The sequence below is a fragment of the Gimesia sp. genome, assembly GCF_040219335.1.
Taxonomy (GTDB): Bacteria; Planctomycetota; Planctomycetia; order Planctomycetales; family Planctomycetaceae; genus Gimesia.
Map to the genome: position 1 here is coordinate 1 of NZ_JAVJSQ010000003.1, position 22743 is coordinate 22743.

Here is a 22743-nt window from a genome sequence, read left to right on the forward strand (position 1 = left end):
CGGCCAGGTCCTGGAAGTCAGTCCCCGGATTGAAGGTAAAACTGCCATCTCCGTTTGAAGAAGCAGTTCCTTCACTCGGCTGAGCGGTGATTGCATAGACCAGGCTGTTGGCGTCGTCGTCACTGTCCACATCATCGGCCAGCACGCTCGTGGATACCGTACCACCATCTTCGGTCGCTGCAATGCCTTCGTCGGCGGCGATCGGGGCGTCGTTAATGCCATGAATCCTGATGGTGTAGGTGCCTCCATCCGTACCACCGTTGCCATCAGAGATTTTATACGTAAATGCTTCGTCGTAAAAATCACCAACGGCTAGAAAGTCATAGCTATCGTTCGGGTCAAATGTGAAACTGCCGTCTGCATTCGCAGTCAGCAACCCTCCGAGTCCGATGGAAATTGTAGCGCCCACATTCCCGACAGCGCCATTAATTTCCGTTATCAGCAGGGAATCGTCTTCCGCATCAGTGGCAAATTCAAAAATCGCCCCGGCGGGAACGCTTACAGGATTATCTTCATCTGCGCCTACCGTCAGAATTGTATTGGGATTGGCGACAGGATCATCATTCACACCGGTAATGGAGATCGTCACGGTCGCGGTATCGGTGCCGCCGTTTCCATCGCTGAGGGTGTAGGTAAAGGTTTCGGTCGCGGTCTCACCGAGAGCCAGATAGTCAAACACCCCATTGGGTTGATAAGAAATAAACCCACCGCTGAACAGTGTCAACGATGCACCGGAAGCCAGCACAACCTCATTACCCACATTGGCTGCGCTACCATTGACGGCCGTTACCTCAATACTGTCGCTACTATCGGGATCGTAGTCCACACCATTGCCGTTACTGCTGATCACACTGTGGTGATTCATGTTCAGGGTTTCGTTCTGAGTGATCGTAAAGTCATCGTCAGCAGCGACCGGAGGATCGTTCACACCGTGAATCGTAATCGTGACGGTCGCGGTGTCCGAGGTAACCAGCAGCCCGGTTCCATCGTCGATAGTGTAGGTAAAGCTTTCCGTTGCTGATTCTCCGACTGCCAGATAGTTAAACACGCCAGTAGGATCATAGGTAAACGTACCATCGGAATTCAGTGTCAGTAACGCACCGGAACCGAGTGCAATCTGATTGCCGACGTCACCTGCCACCCCGTTGACTTCCGTTACGGTCAGCGTATTGTTCTCAACATCGGAATCAGCTGTCGTAGGGTTTGCAGCAAGCACATTGCTGGCACCATTGAGGACTGTTTCTTCATCTGTGCTGAAACTGTCGTCGACAGCTACCGGGGCGTCATTAAGTGCATTGACTGTCACAGTGAACGTATTCGACAGCACAGTATTCCCGGCGACGTCGATGGCCCGAATCACAATATCCGCCGACCCACTCACATCCTGCCGGGAAGTCAAAATGAGTTCTTCTGTGGCGAAATTAAAATTGAGAATGGCATTGGTAATGGAATCAACACTGTAGCTGAGCGGGGTTCCCCCGTTCTGATTAAAGAAATCAGTGAACGGGCCCAGGTTGAAGCTGCCGAAATCTTCGTTGAGTGTCTGGTTCCCGATTGGAGTCGCTGTGGTAGGCGCAATCGTATCCAGTTCAAAATTGACATCGAAGGCACCAGCCGGGCTGACATTATCATGTTCATCCACAGTCATGAAGTGCAGGGTATGAGTGCCCCCTTCCAGCGAACCGCCACCGTTCAGGTTCGTTTCCAGCCAGCCGCGTGTCAGCGTGAATGAACCACCGTTGGCGCCGCCGGAGAGCAGACCAAAGATATCCACATAGCTGCCCCCATCCAGGGCGACTTTGAACTGGGCAATCAGGCTTTCATCAGAGACAGTACCGATAATCGTCAAATCGTTGGTGATGCCGTCCGAATTGGAAACTCCGGAATCCGTCTGCAGGCCGGCTACCACAGCCGGCGCATCCTGGTCCCCAATCAGTTCCAGTTGCACCGTGGGTACGTTGCGGTTGTTGTTCATCATCTGCAGGTCGTAGTTGTCGATGTCACCATCTTTGTCACCGTCCTGCTCTTCCGAGTAATAATTCTGATTCGGATTCAGACCCATCGACAGAATCATCTGCGAAGTGAAATGATTAAATCCGAACAGATGCTGGTAAGAGGCAGCCAGCGCCTGCTGATATTCAGTATCACTGACAGAGCCACTGCCGTCAGAGTCACCCGGCATAAAGATGTCGATGGTGAAATTACCGGTGGCTGCTGTCTGGCCCTGGACGAAGATCGAGTAGTCACCAGGAGCCAGTGTGGCCAGGACCAGTGAGCTGGACGTGCCAGCATGATCGTGTTCAGCCAGTTGCAGTGGAACCACAGCATTGGTGTTCGCATCCAGAATCTGGACCGCAGCCGGATTAAATGCAGAGCCGGGAGAGGCATGAACCTCAAATCCCAAAGTCGGCGAGCTGCCGGCACCAACCGTCAGCAGCAGTTCAGTCGAATCATTTGGCTGGTTTACTGAACTCTCCAGCGACGCCAGAATGTTGCTCGCCAGCAGGGTCCGGTCTTCCAGACGCTCAACGTGGCTGGCATATCCAATCGGACGAGACATCCGAAAAGGTAAACGACGCTTGAATTTGCGAGTAGAGTTGCGGCCAAATAATCTCTTGAGGCTCTTCATAGTGTTTTTACTCGTATTGGATTGGATCGTGGTCAAAGAATATACAGGTATGGCAGATGAGGATATTTACTGTCGAAATAGACACATACTTTGACGATTAAGCTAATTAAACCTAACAGTCAGCCACTTGCTCGAAATACGTTTTTTTCTTTTTGAGTACGCATTTTTAGCTCAAGTTTTCAGCTAATAATGCAATTTATGAAATATCTTTGCCTACGCGTGAAGGAATTGCAATTAATAAAAAGGCAATCTGGAATGTTTAGGAGATCTAGTTCAGGTTGTAGGACCTTCGTAAAGATCAGCGCAAAAATGAGTTTCATGTTCAGTAGGGGGGATAGGACATGCTGATGCCTTAACTCAACAAGAAAGTTTCATTTAGGCAACACGCTTGATAAGAAACCTGAACAAAACCCAAAAAGAGATCAACAGATTCCGATACGTGACACACAGGGACCTTCAGGCATGATCTTTCCCCGTAAAATAGGCAATCCAGAGGGAAAGTTAACGTTTGCAACCGAAAATCAGTATGAAGAGACCTGTTCAGCTCTAAATTGATTCGCCAGAGCTGATCCCACATACCGAACTAGAGTGAAGAAGAGTGATTATGACTCTCCCGCGGGATTTCTACCTCTATCGAGGCCTGAATCCAGGGAGTCAGGTCATTCTGTTTTACAAATACATTGTTTGAGCTGAATCGGTTCGTCCTGACATCCTGCAGCTGGATTCAGGGAAAAAATCAACGACAGGTCTGCAGATAAACAATCTGGTGATCGCACGAGTTGGAAAACATGCGAATGAATAAATTTTCACAATGGATTGTGGTTGCTCTCGCGATCAGTACGCACGGTATCGTGTTCGGTGGAGAAACTTACCCGGAACCCGGTTACCTGGGCGAATCGGCTCCAGCCACGGAGGAGAGCCTGTACCAGCCGATCTCGCTAAACGTAGCAGAGGAAGCAGTTTGCGCCCCTGATACCATGGCCGCTCAGGACTGCGTGAATCAGATCTGCCTGCCCGAATGCCAGTGCTGCAATTTCCTCGAGCAGTTTCTGATGCGTCACTCGCCGATCTACCCTTCGATGAACTCTCAGCGGGTTCGCGTTGGCGGCTGGTTGGACCAGGGTTTCACAGGCAACTTCCAGAAACCATCAAACAACTTCAACCTGCCTGTCACCTTCAACGACCGCTCTAACGAATACCAGATGAATCAGCTGTACCTGTTCGTCGAGCGTCCCGTTGACTTCGGCGGCGATGAGTTCGACTGGGGTTTCCGGGGAGACCTGCTCTACGGTACTGACTACTTTTATACAACCGCCCTCGGTCTGGAAACCCGCTCTGATGGAGCCCCTCACTGGAACAGCTCCAACGGACCTCGGAGCAGCGGCGGATATAATTATGCCATGTACGGCCTGGCGATGCCTCAGTTATATGCAGAATTCTATCTGCCCTTCCTGTCTGGCGTCAGCTTCAAAGCTGGTCACTTTTATACGCCCATCGGTTATGAAAGCGTGATGGCCCCGAAGAACTTCTTCTACTCGCACTCTTATAGCATGCAGTATGGTGAGCCCTTCACTCATACCGGTGTACTGGGCACAGTGCAGATCAATGAACAACTACAGGTACTTGCCGGTGTCGCTCGGGGCTGGGACGCCTGGGAAGATCCGAATGACGATGGGGAACTGCTGGCAGGTATCGGCTGGAACAGCGCTAATGAAGACACCAGCATCAACCTGACCCTGACTTCAGGCGATCAGGACAACGGATTCAGCAATACCGCCAACCGGACCCTGCTCAGCTTCGTGTTGTCGCACGACTTCACCGATTGCCTGACCTACGTCTTCCAGAGCGATTTCGGGATTCAGGACAACGGAACTATCAACAACCAGTTCCAGGTCGTTCCTGCCAAATGGTACTCCTTTAATCAATACCTGTTCTACGACATCACCGACAAATTTGCCGTGGGTGCCCGCTTCGAATACTTCCGGGACCAGAACTTCTCACGGGTCCTGCAGGTACCTGAGTTCCTGGCCACCGGCGGAAACTATTATGGTCTGACCGTGGGTGCCAACTGGCGACCACATCCCTGCGTCACTGTTCGACCGGAACTGCGGTTCGACTGGTCTGATACCCGGGCTCCTCTGCTCAACGTTCAGGGACCTTACCGCAACTTCCAGTCTGATTACCAGGTCCTGCTGGGTGGCGACGTGATCATCCGCTTCTAATTCAGGAAGCGGATGAGAGGCAAGTACCCGAAGACCCGTTAATGGTCATCTTCGTAGTACGGCTCGACGTGCACCACAACCTCCCGCACGGAAGGCCAGTCGTGCTGAATCTGCTGGCGGACCTGCTGGGCCGTCAGATGGGCCTGATCGACGGTTTCGTTCGGGTTGACTTCAATGTCGATATTCACATGTGCGTCAGGCCCTGCAGTCTGAATCCGGACCTTTTCTACATCCAGCACCCCTGTTACCTTCAGGGCTGAGGCCCGCACCTGATCAAAATACTTCTGATCGGGAATCTTATCGGTCAGCTCGTGCAGGTTCTCCCGGGCAGCGACCCAGCCCAGGTAGATCATGATTAACGCCAGCAGCATTGCTGTGATGTGATCGATCAAATGGCCGTAACCGGGGATCCAGCTGGCTATCAGCAGCCCGAGGGCCGCCAGGAAGCTGGTCAGGGCATCGGTTCGATAATGATAAGCTTCGGCTATCATCGCGGAGCTCTTCTCCTGACGGGCCATACGGAGTACCACCCGACAGGTCACTTCCAGTAGTACGGCAGCAAACAGGGGAATCGTCCAACTCACCCAGCCGATCACTTCGTACTGAACGTGGCTGAATGCTGCTACCAGCTGATAGAAAAACGTGCCGGTCCCGACCACCAGAATCAAGATGCCCAGCTGGAACCCTGCCAGCGGCTCATAACGACCATGTCCGAAAGGATGGTCCTCATCGGGAGGCTGTTCTGCCAGGCGAATCGCGAACAGAATTGCCAGCGAAGTAAAAACATCAGCACAGCTCGCCAGGGCATCGACCAGCAGGACCGAGTGTCCCAGAAACCAGAGCCCCACCAGCTCCATCACGATCACGAACAGGCGGACATTGATCCCCACCCAGGCCACTTTCATGAGCCGGGAAGTTCTGCGGCGACGAATCCGCGTGACATCGTCCGACAATTCCAGCGGTTCCGGAAATTCCTCCAGCAGGGGAGCCGGGGAAGGCTCATTCGAATTACCAGCACTGTCAGCAGCTGCCATACCAGTCAACACACATCAATGAGGATCAGGATTGTAGGAGAGTAGTCCGCTGCAGGTTTACAGTGAACACCATCATCACCGCATCTTGATTGGATTGAGGCAGTTTGACAAGAGCGAAACGAGTCAAAGCGTGATCGGGAACCGATTTGAGAGCAGTTTATCGCAGCCGGTGCGGGCCTCAGTCTGCGTCAGGCAGAATCAGAATATCGGGCAGGCTCAGCTGGTTTTCCTTCACCATGATCTTGGCCGCAGGCCATTGCTCCATCGGCGTAATCATGATGGTCTCATTCTCTTCGATCAGAATGGTATCCCCCGTCATCGCAGGACCAACGGAGGGATGCCAGAATGCAGCCATGCCGGGCTGAAACTTGAACTCACTATTGATCAGAATTGAGGTCTCAGCCGACTGATACCCCATGATGTCCGCCTGGTCGGCGTGCTGCCATTCATCGGGGCAATCGTATTTCTCGTAGATGCGTTTCACCCGGTTCCACGTATCAAACAGAGCCCAGTCCGGCTTGGAAAAATACATTCCCGTCGCCTGCATGAGCAGTGCCAGATGATGAGATTTGATGATAGTGGAAGGAGGTTTTCCCAGAGATACGGTGCGTGTCGCAGCCGCATGCAGACCGTTTTGGGAACCGACGGCAGAGATTACACAGTAACGCTCGAGGCGGTCTTCACCATAGCCCCAGTGTCGATAACGGATACTCTGTCCGTCTGCCATCACCTGTAACCGCCGGGGGTTGACGCCATGTTTCAACAGACGATGTGAAAGGCAGCCGGCGATTTCCTGTTCGGTATTTCCCCGTTCGACCCGGCGGGCAGTCGCTTCAACCGCATGCGAAACCAGTTTCCCCAGTTCACGGATGCGTTCCCCTTCCAGTTCGGTAAACGGAAACCGCAGGGTCCTTATTTCGTTGGAGAGATTCAGCGTCCCCTCGACTCCGGTGTCACTGGCGACATTCCGTCCTTTGCACAGGTCCCGCACCAGTTGTGACAAGGGTTCATGCCAGGGGCGGGTTTTGATCTGAAAGCCCAGCCCTGGAATGGCACGGTCAAAAATCTGATTCGCGTCGACATTGCTGCAGGCAATCAAGCGGGCATCCGGGGTAATGAAGACCGCAGCACAGGGATCGTTCGATCCGGTTCGGGTCAGCTCGGCTCCCGCGGTGAACCAGGCCATATTTTCGGGGGACTGCAGCAGCAGCGCATCGAGGTTATGAGCCTCCAGCAGCGAGATCAGCTGTTGCTGCTTGTATTCCACATCGGTGGCACGCCGGGGGTCTGACGTGGGAATTTCTCCGGAAGAGATTGGTGCATGAGCATTCACTGCTACGATCGTCATAGAGGACTCCCCGCTGGTACTACAACAAACAATCTTCCCAACACACGATTGTGACCCTCTGAAATTTGTCTGATATGAAGTCAGTGTCAATAAATGAGTTTTGTATTTAAAATAGCTGAAGTCAAGCATTTCCCGCTGATCTCAGCGGCAAAATACAGGTTTTATCTTCATAGAAACGATTAACGGATTTTTCAGCACCGGTTCTACCGCTGCAGACAGACAGAGATGATTTGTTGAGGACAGGAGGGTGCAGCCAGAAAAGGCAGATAAAGAGAATAAACGCATCCTGCAACGCACTCCGTACCTAGCATTAATCATATCAGGATATGAAAGAAATCAAGGGCATTTTCGATCAGCAGTCGGGGGCACGCCCTTCCATAGCCCGAAAATACGACATTCTGTCGCCCTGACATCAACGCAACAGGCTGCGAATGTTCAGTGACCGTCCAGAGACTTTCTGAATGACCGACTGCACCCGGGTTTCTTCTTTTTCCAGGTCAGCAATCACTTCCGAGTACTGGCGATTCAGCTTTTCTATCAGCTGATCCCGCTCCTGCTGGGCCAGCTGTTCAATCTGTTGGGCCAGTGCCTGCTTCTGACGACCGATTTCCGCCTGGCAGGCCAGCTTCAACCCACGGGCAATCTGCTCGCCGGTTTCCGATTCCAGCCGCCAGACAGGCTGGCTGTAACTTCCCGATCCCTCCAGGGTCGCCGAAATGGAATCGATGGTGGAGAGCGCCTGGGCGACGACTTGTGTCAGAGGCTTGATGCCCGCCTGCTCAGAATCGAACTGAAACCGCACGGGAGTCTGTTTAAATTCCACCCGGCACGTGAAATCATTTTCCCGAAACGAAATCCGCGACTCACACTCAGTCTGATCCGCGATCAGTGCCAGCGATAACTTATCGGAATTCTCAAGTTGAATCGTTTTCTGTTTCGGCAGGTCAAACTTGACCAGAAAGTCGTGCGTGGGCTGCTGCTCATAAAATTTGAGTTCTCCCGCGAGCCTGACTTCCCCTTCCGCCTCGACGCGTGCCTGCAGCTGAATCGGCCGGCGATACGCTGTCGGCTCAGAAGAGAGTTCCCGCACGAGTGCCTGAAATGGATATTTCTGTTGATTCACACGCGCGCTTCCACTCACTTTGATCTGCCTGAATAACACATTCGGCAGTGCATCCGCCGGTCGGAAGTCAATCCACTCTCCCTGCATCCGCTCCGGTTCGGGTTCGTCGCGCATGGTGTTCACAGTCTGAAAGATCATACTCGACCAGCCGGTCATCTCTTCCAGTTGTGCTGTGAGTTCTTCACCAATCAGGGCATGCAGAATTTTCTCTGGATCGGGCGAGACGGAGTCCATCAGCGAATCGAGTTGCGCCAGATCCTGATCTTTGGCGTCTTCGATCCGCTGGAAATCGCGCTGTGCCAGTTGAGGCAGGTTATTGAGTTCCTCCCGCATCTGCTTGCCTTCCTTGACCAGCAGATCGACACGTTCAGCCGACTCCGCGTAGGTTTTGATTCGATCCAGGGTCTTACCCTCGGCGGTTTTGACCGAATCCTGAACCGAATCCAGTTCCAGCTTCACCTGGTCCACCCTCGATTCATACTGTGCGAAACGCTGCTTCCACTCCAGTTGGACCTGCTTTGAAACCTGTACGGTTGCCAGACGATCGGGATCCAGCTGCTCGACAGCAGACTGCTTCAAAACATCCAGCCAGCTCTTACCCAGTTGTTTTGACTTTTTACGAAAGGGAGCGAAATTCAGATGAAAGTGACTGCCCGGCTCCGAATTTTCTTCTCCAGTTGCAAAAGTGGAACGTGGCGGATTGAATTCCATTCCCAGAATGGCCGCCTCTTCGACAATCAGGTTCCGCTGCAGCAACGGGCGTCCCGCGAGTTTCAGTTCCATCTCAGAAAACGTGGCGATGTAGCTCTTATCTTTCGCCGGACTGGCGATTGCCACCGGCCCGGTCTTGATCGCCGGGGGAAAGAAACCGGTTTTGAGATCGTAAATTTCCACCTGCGTTCCCGTCACGGATTGACTCACTTGAATCAGGCCGGAGCGCACGAGCGGATCGAAGGCGAAGGCAAAAAAGACCCAGATAATCGCTGCCAGGGTCAGACGAGGGAGCAGGTAATTCCACTTCATGAAACCTCTCCCATCACCGTACCGACTTCGGTTCCCCAGAGCAGTTTGACAATCCAGTACTTTTTCAGCCGCTCAGCCATGATCGGCGTGTACTTTTCGAAGAGGGGGCGCGTCAGTCGAAAAGCCGGATAGAACAGACAGAGCCCCAGCAACAGGCTGCCCATCACGACGGTATTATTGAAATCGGTCCAGGGAGCCAGCGGGAGTTCATACACGCTTTGCCAGAATCCCTGTAACGACGGCGCGCTGAGGACATTTTTCCCCAGCAGATGACTCAATGGATCGAGCAAAATACCCAGCCAGGAAAAGACGAGGGTCGCCAGGGAAGCGGAGCAGAGATTGACCTTGGAACTCGCCAGAATGAACAGCAGCATCAAGGCGATGAGATTATCTTTGGGAACCAGACCGATCACCATGCCCATACTGAACCCGAGGGCCAGTTGACGCGGTGAGGAAACGCCAGTGAAGGCGCTGGCCAGAAATCGCAGAGAGCGAAGCCAGTAAGACATTTCGGGGTGAACTCCGTTATATCATTGGAGTTAAAAGGAATAAAAATTCTGCCTGCCTGCGTAAGAAGGTCAGGCAGAATCCCCCCTGTTAAGCCTAAGTATCGGCTGAAAGCGTCGCGCGTCTTAATCGTTATAATCAGAAATTCTTAACATTCGCGGAGATATTACTTAGTGTCACTACTGATTTGAGGCGGTCGAACAGTTCGAAATGGTATCAGAAAGGCTGAGGAATCCTGGATTTCCCCCCTGTACCGGCCCAGATTATTTCTGAATCCAGAGCATGACGAGCGACCAGCCCAGCCAGACAGCGAACAGGCCGACCAGCAGGTTCCCGGCGATGTTGATCAACGCATGATGCATCTCTGCATTCCGCAGCAGACTGACGGTTTCATGGCCGAACGTGGAAAAGGTGGTCAGTGAGCCCAACATGCCCGTGATCAGAAACAGGCTCACATGTTTATGCACCCACACTGAAGAGTGGATCTGCTTATGCGAGACAATCGCCATCAGAATGCCGATCAACAGGCAGCCTGTCGCATTCACCACGAAGGTACCCGCGGGAAATCCGGGGTACTTTCGTGACATGAATTCCGTGATACTGTAGCGCGCAATCGCTCCGAAAAATCCACCCAGTCCAACGGCCAGCAGTTGTGACACCTGTTATCCCTTTTTTCAGTCTGCTCAGCCTGCTGACACAGGCGTACGAATCGGTTTGAGTTCTCGGAAGCCTACTTGGAAGAGATCTTCCACAGGTGCTTGTCGCTGCGCAGGAACAGAGCGTTATCCGCAATCGCGGGCGTGGCAAGAATCGTCTCCTTCAGATCGATTTCGCCCGTCTCTTTGCCTTCGTCTGCTCCCACCTGCACCACCTGTAACAGTCCTTTTTCGTTGACCAGATACAGATGCTTGCCGGCGGCGATCGGAGTCGCACTGAAAGGACCTTTTAACCGCAGACGCCAGATCACTTCGCCATCTTCCGGATTCGCAGAGGTCAATACGCCTGCCCGGTTCACGGTGAAGACCTTCTTCTCATACACCAGGGGACTGGCCGTCGCGGGAGAGAGCTTCTGTTCCTGCCAGAGAACCTTGGGAGGCTCGCTGCTGGACCCGGGTACGAGTGCGGTGAGACCGTTGGAAGGAATATACAGCGTATTGTCTCCGACCGTGGTCGAAGGAATACGGCCGGCTCCCTGCTCGTAGCTCCACGCGGTATCTCCCGTTTCGGGATAAATCGCATCCACGCCTTCACTCGACTGCAACAGCACCAGGGTTTCGGCGCTGTCAGAGGCTTTCAGAATCGCGGGCGACGTCCAGTTGGCAACCCGGGGACGTTTGATTTTCCAGCGGGAGATGCCGGTTTTCACATCCAGGCCGGTGGTGAAAGAATCGTCGTCATTCTCGACGGGTACGATCAGGGTCTCACCCACCACGATGGGTGAAGAGGCCATTCCCAGGCTGTTACTCGCATTGGGGAAATCGTGTGACAGTCCGCGGATCCAGAGCAGGTTTCCGTCCATATCCAGACAGACGACATCATTACTCGAGAATGTGGCGAAAACCCGCTTGCCATCACTGGCGGGAGTCGGCGTTGCCACGCACATTTTGTTATGACACTGTGTCCGTCCCGTTGCCCAGAACTGACGGTCCCACAGCTGCTTGCCGGTCTTCGCATCGAAACAGAGTACGTGCAACTGGTCCTGTTTGAAACCGGTGGTGCTGGTCAGAAAGACCTTGTCTCCCACGATGATCGGTCCCGAAGCCCCCCGACCTTCCAGATCAGCGGTCCAGGCAATACTCTCCTGGTCGACCAGGGTCGGCGGTGTATCCGACGTCGCCACATTGTTGGTCAGCGGACCCCGGAACTGCGGCCAGTCGGCTCCACAACACAGACCGATGGCAATCAGAGGCATCACAAGTTGAAAGGCACTCTTATTCATAATTTTAACCTGTCAGGAAAGTATGTTTGAATTCGAGGAGAAACTGCAGATCGACAGTTACGGCGTTAACTGCGTCGTTGCCTCTGGTTTTTCGGAAAGTACACCAGTCCCGGAAGGACGGGCGATGCGTAATTGGAACTGGTAGCGTTGTGCCCAGCTTTCGGTCTGCTCGTTTTGACAGAGTTTCAGCAGAATCACATTTTTCCCCGGTTTGAATGTCACGGGCACACTGTATTGATCCATGATCATCCCGCGGTGATATTCATTGCGGGCAAACAGCAACTTGCCATTCACCCAGATTTTCCAGGCATTGGGAGTTCCCAGGCGAATCTCCAGTTCCTGTTCCCCCGGGCTATAGAAGTCAGCCGCACAATACATCACGGCCCCTTTGTAGGGAGAAATCTCTTTCGCGATGTCGAAGATGCCGTAATCGTCTTCTGTATTCACCGACTTCCAGTTCACTTCCCCTTCCTTGCCTTTCAGGGCCGAGGAGAAGTCCAGATTTTTCTCGGGTGGGTAGGCCGTATCGTATCCCTTCAGTTCCCGGTTATCGAAGGGGCCGATGATCTTCCAGTCCGACAGGAAGCCAAAGTGCTTCTGCAGATCGATCTTCTCGCCCAGGCCTCGCAGCGGTTTGACAATCGCTTTCACCTGGTCGTCATCGGTCGCGCCGCTCAGCGCCTGCTCGTAGGCCTGTTTGGCTGCGTCTTTCTTGCCGTCTTTTTCCAGTTTCTTTGCCTGATCAATCAGTCGCTGCACGGCATCGCGTCTGAGTGTCACACTCGGGTCGTTGATCATCCCGGGAATGATGCGTTCGCTGGCACTCGCGTCTACTTTGATGAGCGTTTCGTAAGCCAGTCGTCGTGCCCGGGGATTGTTGGATTTGTCCAGAATGAACTTTTCGAGTTCCGCTTTGGGCAGCTTGCCCTGCTGAATCGCGTTCGACGCGACTGCTTCAAATGCCCCGCACAGCCAGTTGACCGCCAGAGGATTCGCCCCCTTGAAACTGGACAGAATCGGAATCAGTGCCGACGCATCTGCCTGGGAAAGCGATTGAACCGCCTGGGAGGCAGCCTGATTTCCCTGCCCCTCTTTTTGAACCTGTTTGATTCTGGCGATCTGTTGTTCCACATCATCCGCCCGCACGCTGCTCAGTACGCTGAACAGACACAAACAGCAGAAAAGAAAACGACTTCGCTGCATGAGAATCTCCCGACTTTCAAAATTGTTCTGAATCAGCAATCTCCGCTGCCTGGAGATCGCGTCGTTGAGTAGAGTCAAGTGCCTGCGATTGTACCAGTTTCCTTCCCGCACCAACAAGTATGCAGACAAATTTCCCTGGGAAGCCCCAATCACGGAATGCTGCCTGTCAGCCAATTCAAACGAACTTCCTGCATTCCCTTCGTGTCTTGGCTGAATCTGAGTCTTGCCTGTGATATAATTCCCGTACGAATCAGATTGACTACTTTTGAGCCCCAGGAACTTCTCGTATGTCTTTAATTCTCAGCCAGACTCTGAATCGACTGCTCGAGGGAGAGAATCTGGAGAGTGAAGCGACCCGCCAGGTCATCTCCTCGATCATGCAGGGAGAATGCAGCGATGCCCAGATTGCCGCGTTGCTCACAGCACTCCGCATGAAAGGCGAAACGTCAGACGAACTCGTCGGCGCCGCCCAGGCGATGCACGCCAAGGCGCTTGCGATCCCCACGAACAGGCAAGGCCTGCTGGATACCTGTGGCACCGGCGGCGATCAGCTGCACACCTTCAACATCAGCACGACAGTCGCCCTGGTCGCGGCTGCAGCCGGTATCCCTGTCGCCAAGCATGGCAACCGCAGCGTCTCCAGTTCCAGCGGGTCGTCAGATGTCCTCGAAGCACTCGGCGTCCGACTCGACCTGACACCTGAACAAATCGGCCAGTGTCTGGAGACGACCGGCATTGGGTTCTGCTTCGCGCCCCTGCTCCATTCCGCGATGAAATATGTTGCCCCGGTCCGGAGGGAACTCGGCATTCGCACCATCTTCAATTACCTGGGGCCTTTAACGAATCCGGCCAGCGCCGAGTACCAGTTGCTGGGGGCCAATTCGGTAGAGGCTGCGGAAAAAATTGCTCAAGCCCTGTTAAAATTAGGTCGAAAACATGCATTGGTTGTCTGTGGCAACGGAGAACTGGATGAGGTCAGCCTCTGGGGAAAAACGACCGTTTTCGAAGTGACGGGGTCCAACCTGAATCGCTTCGAATGGACGGCTGCCGACTTCGGGTTACCCGAATGCGACGTAAGTCAGTTGACAGTCGAATCCTCCGAGCAAAGTGCCAATATCATCCGCGAGATCCTGAATGGTGAACAGGGCCCGGCCCGTAACATGGTCGTCGCCAATGCTTCAGCTGCTTTACTGGCTGCTGAACAGGCTTCCGATCTGATGCAGGCTGTTCAAAAGGTCGCTCAACTGATCGATGAGGGAAAAGTACGCGAAAAACTCCAACAACTCATCGACTTTAGCAGTAGTAGAGGAGGAGAATAAATAAGACGAAATTCCACGCGGGTCTAATAAAAAACGAATGCTTTCGTCAGGTTGACTTGCCGAATCTGGACTGACTCTTATAATTCCTCAAAACAATGTCACCCCGACCAGAGACCATGTTCAGTGGTTTCTGGCAAAAATAAAGGTCTCACCATTATGAATGCTGAAGCACAACGCAAACTGATTTTCAATCCGGATGAGGCCAATCTCCGTTTACCGCTCGTACGGGCCATCGTCAAAGACATTATCGCGCTGTACGAAAATCTGCATGACCGCCAGGAACGGATCGAAGAGATCAAGCATCTCCCCGGCTCCACCACGCGCGATGAAGACTCCGTCTACAGCGAAGAGCTGCTGCAGGCTGAGCTGGATATCGAGAACGATAAAGAGCAGCTGAAAACCTACGAAGACGAACTGCTCGAACTGGGTGTTGAGCTGGAAGATCCTGCTCTGGGTGTCGTCAACTTCCCGACCCTCCGCGAAGGCAAAGAAGTTTACCTCTGCTGGAGACTGGGTGAAGAGGAAGTCGGCCACTGGCACTCCCTCGACGAAACCTACTCAGATCGCCGTTCGCTGCTCGAAGAGTCCATCGACAACGATGACCACAACGACATGCTGATGTAAGCTCAATGCTTACTCAGCCTGCACCCGTTGTTCCCACGCTGCGTACGCTGCTTTCATCTGTTTAGCAATCTTCGGCTTCTGGTCTGCGAGGTCGGTTGTCTCGCTCAGGTCCTGATCCAGATCAAACAGCATGAAGGGCTTGTCGGGATTCGTCCGCAACAGTTTATAATTTGCATGCCGCACTGCTGCGTATTTCCGGTACTGGAAAAAGAACGTCCGCGGCTCTGCCACTTCCGGATGCTCCAGTACCGGCAGCATATTCGTTCCATCCAGCGTTCGATCTGCAGGGCGCTCTCCTCCGGAGACCGCTATCAGGGTCGGCAGGATGTCCAGGCTGATCAGCGGACTGCTGTTAACAGAGCCTGCTTCAATGCGACCGGGATAACGCACGATCGCCGGCACGCGGATGCCCCCCTCCCATAAAGTGACGCCGCCGTCTCGCAGGGGTTTGTTGGAAGCGACTTCCAGTCCGCGGTCCTTGAGCATGAAGGCACCGTTGTCCGAATACCAGATCACCAATGTATTGTCCCGCAATCCGCAGGTGTCCAGCTGATCCAGCACGCGGCCGATTGCCGTGTCCAGGGCAGTTACAACGGCGCGATAGCGTTTCCGGGGGTCTTTGGTCTCGGGTGAATAGCCATAGGCAGCAAAGGCACTGTCCGGCGCCTGCCATTCATTGCCTTGTCCCGGTTGCTTGTTGCGTTTGCTGGGAAAATGCGGTGCATTAAAAGGCAGATAGATGAAAAACGGACGCTTTTGATTCTCAGTGATGAAACGACACGCCTCATCGGCAAACAGCTCCGTAGAATAGCCTTTCTCAAAGACTTCATTGACACCACGCCACAGATCGTGCCGCCCGGCGTAGTAGTGGTGATAATAGTCGATGTTCCCGGCTGCGAATCCAAAGAACTCGTCAAAGCCCCGCTCTGTCGGTCGGCTGCCTTTGGAAAAACCGACATTCCATTTGCCGAAGCAGGCCGTCCGGTATCCTTGCGGCTTGAGATACTGCGGAATCAGCCGCTCACTCTGTCGCAGGCCATCTGCATAATTTTCATCTGCACTCAACTGGTGATTCAGGCCGATCCGCTGCGGATAGCGGCCCGTGAGCAGCGTCGCCCGCGAAACCGTACAGGTGGGGGAAGCCGTATAAAAATCGGTCAGCCGCGCCCCTTCCCGCGCCAGTTGATCCAGGCGGGGAGTCTGCATGACCTTGTTTCCATAGCAGCCCAGATCACCGTAACCCAGATTGTCCGCTGTGATCAACAGGATATTGGGCCGCTGCTGTTTATCCTGCTGCGCTGCCACCGGATGCGACGTTAGACACAGACCTATAAAACAGAAACTCAACAGACAGAACAGACGGCGAATCATCACGGCTTCTCCAGATCACTCTCAACAGGTGGTTAGCTCGGTAACTTTGCGTAGCGCTGAGACCTGTGCCAGGCCCCGGTTCCATCACAACATGTTAAGCGCCGCCTGTCAATCGAGGGCCGTTAACTGAGCTGCCGGATCAGATACAGATATTCCAGGGCGCTGTGCATTGCCTCCTGCTGCTGGTTCGCCGTCCCTTTGTGGCCCCCTTCGATATTCTCATAATAAAAATAGTCATACCCCAGTTGATCCATGCGGGCCGCCATCTTTCGCGCATGCCCGGGATGCACGCGGTCGTCCTTGGTCGAAGTAAAGAAGTAAACCCGGGGATATGACTGCCCCGGCTTCAGATTCTGCAGCGGCGAATACTGGCTGATGAACTCCCACTGCTCGGGAAGATCGGGATTTCCGTACTCCGCCATCCAACTGGCGCCTGCCAGCAGCTTATTGAAACGCTTCATATCCAGCAGCGGTACACCGCAGACGATGGCATTGAACAGATCCGGGCGTTGTGTCAGCGTCACTCCCATCAAGAGTCCGCCGTTACTCCGACCCATCGCTCCATAATGTTTCGGCGAACTTACTCCCTGATGCTGTACCGCTTCGGCAACCGCGAAAAAGTCATCATAGGCGCGCTGCCGGTTCTCCTGCAGTGCCGCTTCGTGCCAGCGGGGACCGTATTCCCCACCGCCGCGAATGTTGGCCAGCACATACGCGCCCCCCTTCTCCAGCCAGAGTTTTCCCATCAACGGACTGTAGTGCGGCAGGATCGAAATTTCGAAACCACCATAGCCGTACTGTAAGACGGGCGTGGAATGATCCAGCGGGATCTCTTCACGGTGCACCAGGAAATACGGGACTTTCGTTCCGTCGCGACTGACGGCAAATGACTTTTTCACCGTCAGACCTTTCGTATCAAAGCGGGCCGGCGTCGATTGCAGCAGTGTCTCGGTCCCCTCCTGAAAGTTGACATAATACAGGCTGCCCGGCTGCAGAAAACCGTCGCGTGACATCAGGAGATCATTACTGCTGCTGTCAGAAGAACTGATGGAGATTACATCTCCCTCTCCCCAGGGAAGCACGCGCCCCTGCCAGGCGTTGTCTGCAAGTTTGAATTCGCGGATCTGACTCGAAACATGTTCGATTCCGGTCACATAAACCGCATCCCGCGCAGAGCGGACCTGAGAAATCGTTCCACTCTGGCCAGGATCATATACGGACAAGATGTCTGCAATCTCCCCCGTCCTGGCAAACTCGGACAGGGAGAAACTCACCAGGGCTCCCGCTGAGAAGTCGCGCCAGTCCTCTTTCAGTTCCACCAGCAACTGATCCTGGAACAGGCTCGACAGACTGCATTTCTGTGGCAGCGGCAGCTGCTGCAGTGTTCCCTCCGCAGTCACCAGGTAAAAGGTAAAGTGATAAAAATCATGCCCCCGCATTACGACACAGCTCTGTCGGCCGTTGTGTTTCAGATTGACGGGGTACACTAAGGTCTCGTCTTCGCCCGTTTCCAGCATGGTCTCCGCTGCCGAGAGTGGCGTCCCCCGCTGCCAGCGTTTCAGAATGCGGGCATAACCGGATGAGTTCAGGCTGCCTGGACCCCAGTCGGTTGCAATCAGCAGATGATCGCGGTCTTCCCAGCAGAGATTACTCTTCGCCTGCGGCACAGAAAAGCCCCCCTGCACGAACGACCGCGAAGGAAGATCGAATTCACGATAGACGGCCGAATCCGTTCCGCCCGGTGCCAGTTCCACCAGGCAGCGGTCGTGATCCGGAGCCAAACAGTCGACGCCTTTGTAGATCCAGTTTTCCGCTTCTTCTTTGGCCAGCTGATCCACGTCGAGCAGCAGTTCCCACTCTTTCGATTTCTGCTGGTACTGCTCCCGGGGCATGCGACGCCAGATTCCCCGCACGTGCTGCGGATCGCGCCAGAAGTTATAGACGAAATCTCCCCGCAGGGTCCCGTAAGTAATCCGGTCGGCGGCAGTCAGAATTTCCAGGGCTTCCCGTTCATACTGCTGATAACGGGGATCGCTGGTCAGCACCTGCAGGGTCTCGGCATTCTGTCGCTTCACCCAGTCCAGGGCCTGCTCCCCCTCAATTTCTTCCAGCCAGAGCAGCGACTGTTCATCCTTATGCTCTGAATCCTGCTGATCGGAATTTTCTGCTGCATCCATCCTGCTTGCTCCTGAAATAACGGCACTGTTCGGTTTGAGAACTATTGTAGAGGATTACTTGAGCCTGACTTAAGTCATCTGGTTCGATTTGTCAGCTTTTTCGGCAACGGACCTCTGAAATGAGATATTCTCTGAAAATCCCGATTCAGGGGCTGTATTTAGCGGAGACCGCTGATACAATTCCACTCCGATGAGGAGCCAGATGGTCCGTCTACCGGTACGGTGACCGACCCGCTCTGAGCTGATCTCCAGAATCTCTTTCATAAAGAGCCGGCTGTTTGCCCTCTTTTCGTGTTGTTTTTGCTACATTTTGCCGAAATCCTGAGACAGGGGTTTCGCTTCTGACCGTAGCAGTGGGGTGATACGAAGCAGAGCTTCGAGGAGAGCGCTGTCCAGACCGTCGTCTGTTCATGCCCCCTGAGTCGATAGGGATCGACTCTCACACCATGTTCTTTTTTACGCGACGCATGCCTCACCTGCGGGATGAAGGTGCGTCAAAAGGCTGATTATATGTCAACTGATGTCTCTGAGCAGACAAAATTCACTGATTTTGCGCTTGCACAACCCATTCTCGCTGCACTTGAGACGCTGGGCTACCAGACACCCACCCCGATTCAGGCACAGACGATCCCGCATCTGCTGGAGGGTCGTGACCTGGTAGGTCAGGCACAGACGGGAACCGGCAAAACAGCCGCGTTCGCACTCCCCCTGCTCTCAAATATCGACCTGGAAGTCAAAGCTCCCCAGGTTCTGGTGCTGGCTCCGACCCGGGAACTGGCGATCCAGGTCTCTGAGTCGTTCAAAGATTACGGTTCAGAACTGCAGGGGCTGCAGGTACTCCCCATCTACGGAGGCGCCAGCTTCCGCGACCAGCTGCAACCCCTGAAACGGGGCGTGCATGTCGTAGTGGGAACCCCCGGACGCGTCATGGACCACATGCGTCGTGGTACTCTGAAAATGGACCAGCTCCGCTGTCTTGTGCTCGATGAAGCAGACGAAATGCTGCGTATGGGCTTCATTGACGACGTGGAATGGATTCTGGAACAGACCCCCGAGAACCATCAGACCACACTCTTTTCCGCCACGATGCCCGATGCCATCCGTCGCATCGCAGTCAACTACCTGCAGTCGCCGGAAGAGATTACCGTTAAAGTCAAAACTCGTACCGCCGATACAATTCATCAGCGATTCTGGCTCGCGAAAGGGCACCACAAAATGGATGCTCTGACCCGCATCCTGGAAGTGGAAGAAACTGATGGCGTGATCATCTTTGTCCGTACCAAGAGCATCACCACTGAGCTGGCTGAAAAACTGGAAGCCCGCGGCTTCCTGTCGGCTCCATTGAATGGTGATATCCCTCAAAGGCAGCGTGAACTCACTGTCGGCAGACTGAAAGCCGGCCATGTCAACATTGTCATCGCTACCGATGTCGCTGCCCGCGGACTGGATGTAGACCGTATCAGCCACGTGATCAACTACGATCTGCCAGGGGACTCTGAAGCCTACGTGCACCGCATCGGACGAACGGGACGTGCCGGCCGAACCGGCCACGCGATCACTTTCGTTTCCCCGCGTGAAACCCGCTCGCTGTCCAACATTGAACGGGCCATCAAACATAAACTGGAACGCATGGACCTGCCCACGATCGAGGCGATCAATGAACGTCGCACCGCTCGTTTCAAGGAATCCATCACCAGCGCTATGAGTGCTCCCGATTTTGACATGTTCCGCAAGCTGCTCAGCGAACACCAGGCTGACACCAGCTGTTCGGAAATCGAAATCGCCGCTGCCCTGGCCTGCCTGCATCAGGGCAAACGCCCTCTGTTTCTTCAGGAAACAACCCGGCAGGAAACACGCAAACCGCGCGAGACCGAAGGTCACAAACCACCTCAAGGCGAACGTCGTTTCAACAAAGACAAAGACCGTCCGGAGCGCCCTCGCAAACGGGAATTCAGCGATTCACCGGAAGAGGGTATGGAACGCTACAAGCTGCAGGTGGGTCACAACCATGGCGTCAAACCAGGCAACATCGTTGGTGCCATCGCTAACGAAGCCAACCTGGATAGCCAGTACATCGGCCGCATCAATATCTTTGATGAATTCAGTACGGTCGATCTTCCCGAAGGGATGCCCCGGAATATCTTCCGTGCTTTGAAGAACGTCTGGGTGGCTGGTCAGCAGTTACGGATCTCCCGCTGGGAATCACCCGAAACCTTCGCCGGTAAGAAGAAACGTTTCAAAGGCAAACTGAAACACAAGCAACAGAAAGCCTAAGCTGTGGATACAAAAAAACCGCTGTCCTGAGTAATCGGGACAGCGGTTTTTTATTTTGAGATCAGTGTGTCAGCCGTTTATTTGCCGGCTCCACCAAAGACATTCGAAGTCTGACCGGAAGAGGTCTGCTGCTTCAATCGTTTGCTGCGGGTGAAGACTCCGGAAACCTGTCCTGAAGAACTGGCACTCACGCCGGTTTTCTTGGCTCCCGCTTTGATCGGAGAGGCAATCCCAGAACCGGGAGTATGCAGGCGACGCTGTGGCTTGTAACCGATGTAGCTCAGGAAGTCGTTGATACCGATCACGCGGACTGCTTTCAGACGGGCTTCTTCACGAATTTCTTTCATCTTCGCGAGAACCTGCTGCATCTTGTCGCGCTGTTCATCGGTCTTGGCAGAATCCACATCGGGAGACTCACCAATCACGAGGAACTTGGTGTGTACGGTCAGGCCGTTACCGGTCCGCTCGCCATTTTCGGTCACGATGTTATCGATCTTGGCGTTCGCATTCTCGATGATCCGCTGCAGCAGATCCATATCGGACTTGCCATCACCATCCAGGTCGATGATACCTGAAATTGCGAAGGTTTCAGGACGACCGACACCCCAGAGCGGTGTGTAAATCGGATCGCCGGGGCTGATTGGCTGGTAGATGTCATCAGAAACAATGCGTGCTTCAGAGAGGTGTGGTCCGAGGATCTTGGTGACTTCGATGGCACCAATGATGTCTTCTTCACCACGACCGATTCCCTGGTGGGCTTTACGATAGACGCTGAATGTCATCTGCTTGGGCAGACGGTCTGCCTCACCCAGGTTGATCCAGACCACGCCAGTGCTGTTATCAACAGTTCGAATTACGCCATCCGGTTTTTCAAAGCTGACCTTTTGAACTTCAGTCAATCGGCTACGCAGGGTATCAATCAGGCTGGCGTAGGTATTGTTTTTGTTTTCGAGGTCTTTAATTGTTTTCGCGTTGGTTTCACGCAACTGGTCCAGCTCGATCAGGATTTCTTCGTTTTCCTTCTGCAGGGCAGCGATCTGCTGATCTTTGGCGGAAACTTCTTCTTCTTTGACTTTCTGAGTGTCAGCCAGATCCTTTTCTGCTCCGTCGCGGGCAGTCCGGTGCTGGTCAACAACTTTATCCAGCTCACCTTTGAGAGCCAGGAACTGGGCTTCGAGTTTGTTTTTGTCGGCCTGTTCCTGTGCCAGCTGATTCTTGGTCTGGTTGAGCTGAGTGGAGAGCTTGATCAGGGTGTTTTTAATCGTGGGCTCTGCCAGAACGTCAGCATGGGTCTTGATATCCTGCTCGGTCGCACCAATGACGGTGTTCGGAGTTTTGTTATCAAGGCCGATTTCATCCTGCTCGTTCCCGATCAGCTTTTTCAAAGCCTGCAGTTCTTCGTCCAGCTTGCGTACTGCGGCATCGCTGGTACGAGCGTTTGACTCAGCCTGATTCAGCTTGGCGTTGGCTTCTGCCAGATCTTTATAGTTCAGGTAAGCCATCACGCCACAGATCAGTGTGAGCATGACGAAAAAGATTAATGAGAAGTGAACAGCAGTTGGTTTACTGGCAGCCATTTTTTCTAACCTTAAGGATTTTCAAGTGACAATCGTGGTTAACGAAGCACCGTGGCGGTGATGGTCGATATGTCAAACTATCTTCAGCAATGCCCGGCCGTCTGCCATGACAACCTGCAGGAAGACCAGAAGAGGTGGTTCTGAGAATTCTGAAGAACAGCGTCCTGCTATCTATCATTCTAAGTTCAGGAATAGCAGTGTCAAGCAGCTTCTCTGAACCTCCCCCCTCTGTCGATAAACAGTTTCCGATATACCGGCAGGCTTGCCCCACCTGCCAGGCTACACAAAGTATCAGTAAACTGCGTTCCCGCAGTCTGACTGACAAAAGATTTCATTGAGTTCCGACTTCGGCCCGCCTGTACATGGCGATTCG

15 protein-coding genes are annotated in these 22743 nt (G+C 53.7%); 4 read left to right on the plus strand and 11 right to left on the minus strand.

The genetic code is table 11. The features are described from left to right. Positions 1-2560, minus strand: a 2560-nt coding sequence (locus RID21_RS00465) for a cadherin-like domain-containing protein (protein ID WP_350186653.1), incomplete at its 3' end; no start/stop codon positions are given. A gap of 863 nt (positions 2561-3423) precedes the next feature. On the opposite strand from RID21_RS00465, the gene RID21_RS00470 reads away from it, so the two are divergent. Continuing rightward, positions 3424-4851 carry a porin gene (locus tag RID21_RS00470; protein ID WP_350186654.1) on the plus strand — a complete coding sequence of 476 codons (1428 nt, stop codon included), beginning with the start codon at positions 3424-3426 and terminating at the stop codon, positions 4849-4851. A 38-nt stretch (positions 4852-4889) separates the two neighbouring features. On the opposite strand, the gene RID21_RS00475 is transcribed toward RID21_RS00470, so the two are convergent. The 7 genes from RID21_RS00475 to RID21_RS00505 form a co-directional block, all read right to left on the minus strand. Next, positions 4890-5885 (minus strand): cation diffusion facilitator family transporter, encoded by a 996-nt coding sequence (locus RID21_RS00475; protein ID WP_350186656.1) that lies wholly within the window; start codon positions 5883-5885, stop codon positions 4890-4892. 178 nt (positions 5886-6063) lie between these two features. Further along, positions 6064-7233, minus strand: coding sequence for a M24 family metallopeptidase (locus tag RID21_RS00480; protein ID WP_350186657.1), 1170 nt, complete (start codon positions 7231-7233; stop codon positions 6064-6066). 412 nt (positions 7234-7645) lie between these two features. Beyond that, a complete protein-coding gene (locus tag RID21_RS00485; RefSeq protein WP_350186659.1) occupies positions 7646-9379 on the minus strand; it encodes a TIGR03545 family protein in 1734 nt (577 codons plus the stop codon). Beyond that, on the minus strand, positions 9376-9888 hold the full coding sequence (locus tag RID21_RS00490) for a TIGR03546 family protein (RefSeq protein ID WP_350186660.1): 513 nt from the start codon (positions 9886-9888) through the stop codon (positions 9376-9378). Before RID21_RS00490 ends, RID21_RS00485 begins: the two co-directional genes overlap by 4 nt. 261 nt (positions 9889-10149) lie before the next feature. Next, positions 10150-10545 (minus strand): fluoride efflux transporter CrcB, encoded by a 396-nt coding sequence (gene crcB / locus RID21_RS00495; RefSeq protein WP_145441505.1) that lies wholly within the window; start codon positions 10543-10545, stop codon positions 10150-10152. A gap of 71 nt (positions 10546-10616) precedes the next feature. Beyond that, on the minus strand, positions 10617-11825 hold the full coding sequence (locus tag RID21_RS00500) for an outer membrane protein assembly factor BamB family protein (protein WP_350186661.1): 1209 nt from the start codon (positions 11823-11825) through the stop codon (positions 10617-10619). Between the two features lie 57 nt (positions 11826-11882). Next, entirely contained in the window at positions 11883-13028 is a 1146-nt protein-coding gene (locus RID21_RS00505) for a YfgM family protein (RefSeq protein ID WP_350186662.1), read from the minus strand. Positions 13029-13315: 287 nt separating this feature from the next. On the opposite strand from RID21_RS00505, the gene trpD reads away from it, so the two are divergent. Together trpD and RID21_RS00515 are read left to right on the plus strand one after the other, a co-directional pair. Continuing rightward, a complete protein-coding gene (gene trpD / locus RID21_RS00510; protein WP_350186663.1) occupies positions 13316-14347 on the plus strand; it encodes an anthranilate phosphoribosyltransferase in 1032 nt (343 codons plus the stop codon). Between the two features lie 156 nt (positions 14348-14503). Continuing rightward, entirely contained in the window at positions 14504-14971 is a 468-nt protein-coding gene (locus tag RID21_RS00515; protein ID WP_350186664.1) for a DUF2203 domain-containing protein, read from the plus strand. 9 nt (positions 14972-14980) lie between these two features. Here the strand turns inward: RID21_RS00515 and RID21_RS00520 are convergent, their stop codons facing one another. Beyond that, positions 14981-16342, minus strand: coding sequence for a sulfatase-like hydrolase/transferase (locus tag RID21_RS00520; RefSeq protein ID WP_350186666.1), 1362 nt, complete (start codon positions 16340-16342; stop codon positions 14981-14983). A 122-nt stretch (positions 16343-16464) separates the two neighbouring features. Continuing rightward, entirely contained in the window at positions 16465-18519 is a 2055-nt protein-coding gene (locus RID21_RS00525; protein ID WP_350186667.1) for a prolyl oligopeptidase family serine peptidase, read from the minus strand. Positions 18520-19029: 510 nt separating this feature from the next. Between RID21_RS00525 and RID21_RS00530 the strand changes: the two genes are divergently transcribed. Further along, entirely contained in the window at positions 19030-20793 is a 1764-nt protein-coding gene (locus tag RID21_RS00530; RefSeq protein WP_350186669.1) for a DEAD/DEAH box helicase, read from the plus strand. A gap of 77 nt (positions 20794-20870) precedes the next feature. On the opposite strand, the gene RID21_RS00535 is transcribed toward RID21_RS00530, so the two are convergent. Continuing rightward, positions 20871-22370, minus strand: a complete 1500-nt coding sequence (locus RID21_RS00535) for a coiled-coil domain-containing protein (RefSeq protein WP_350186670.1) — start codon at positions 22368-22370, stop codon at positions 20871-20873. Positions 22371-22743 lie beyond the last annotated feature (373 nt).

Coding starts and splice junctions, on each gene's coding strand:
- RID21_RS00470 (WP_350186654.1), top strand. CDS start 3,424: ATGAATAAATTTTCACAATGGATTGTGGTTGCTCTCGCGATCAGTACG.
- RID21_RS00475 (WP_350186656.1), bottom strand. CDS start 5,885: ATGGCAGCTGCTGACAGTGCTGGTAATTCGAATGAGCCTTCCCCGGCT.
- RID21_RS00480 (WP_350186657.1), bottom strand. CDS start 7,233: ATGACGATCGTAGCAGTGAATGCTCATGCACCAATCTCTTCCGGAGAA.
- RID21_RS00485 (WP_350186659.1), bottom strand. CDS start 9,379: ATGAAGTGGAATTACCTGCTCCCTCGTCTGACCCTGGCAGCGATTATC.
- RID21_RS00490 (WP_350186660.1), bottom strand. CDS start 9,888: ATGTCTTACTGGCTTCGCTCTCTGCGATTTCTGGCCAGCGCCTTCACT.
- RID21_RS00500 (WP_350186661.1), bottom strand. CDS start 11,825: ATGAATAAGAGTGCCTTTCAACTTGTGATGCCTCTGATTGCCATCGGT.
- RID21_RS00505 (WP_350186662.1), bottom strand. CDS start 13,028: ATGCAGCGAAGTCGTTTTCTTTTCTGCTGTTTGTGTCTGTTCAGCGTA.
- trpD (WP_350186663.1), top strand. CDS start 13,316: ATGTCTTTAATTCTCAGCCAGACTCTGAATCGACTGCTCGAGGGAGAG.
- RID21_RS00515 (WP_350186664.1), top strand. CDS start 14,504: ATGAATGCTGAAGCACAACGCAAACTGATTTTCAATCCGGATGAGGCC.
- RID21_RS00520 (WP_350186666.1), bottom strand. CDS start 16,342: ATGATTCGCCGTCTGTTCTGTCTGTTGAGTTTCTGTTTTATAGGTCTG.
- RID21_RS00525 (WP_350186667.1), bottom strand. CDS start 18,519: ATGGATGCAGCAGAAAATTCCGATCAGCAGGATTCAGAGCATAAGGAT.
- RID21_RS00530 (WP_350186669.1), top strand. CDS start 19,030: ATGTCAACTGATGTCTCTGAGCAGACAAAATTCACTGATTTTGCGCTT.
- RID21_RS00535 (WP_350186670.1), bottom strand. CDS start 22,370: ATGGCTGCCAGTAAACCAACTGCTGTTCACTTCTCATTAATCTTTTTC.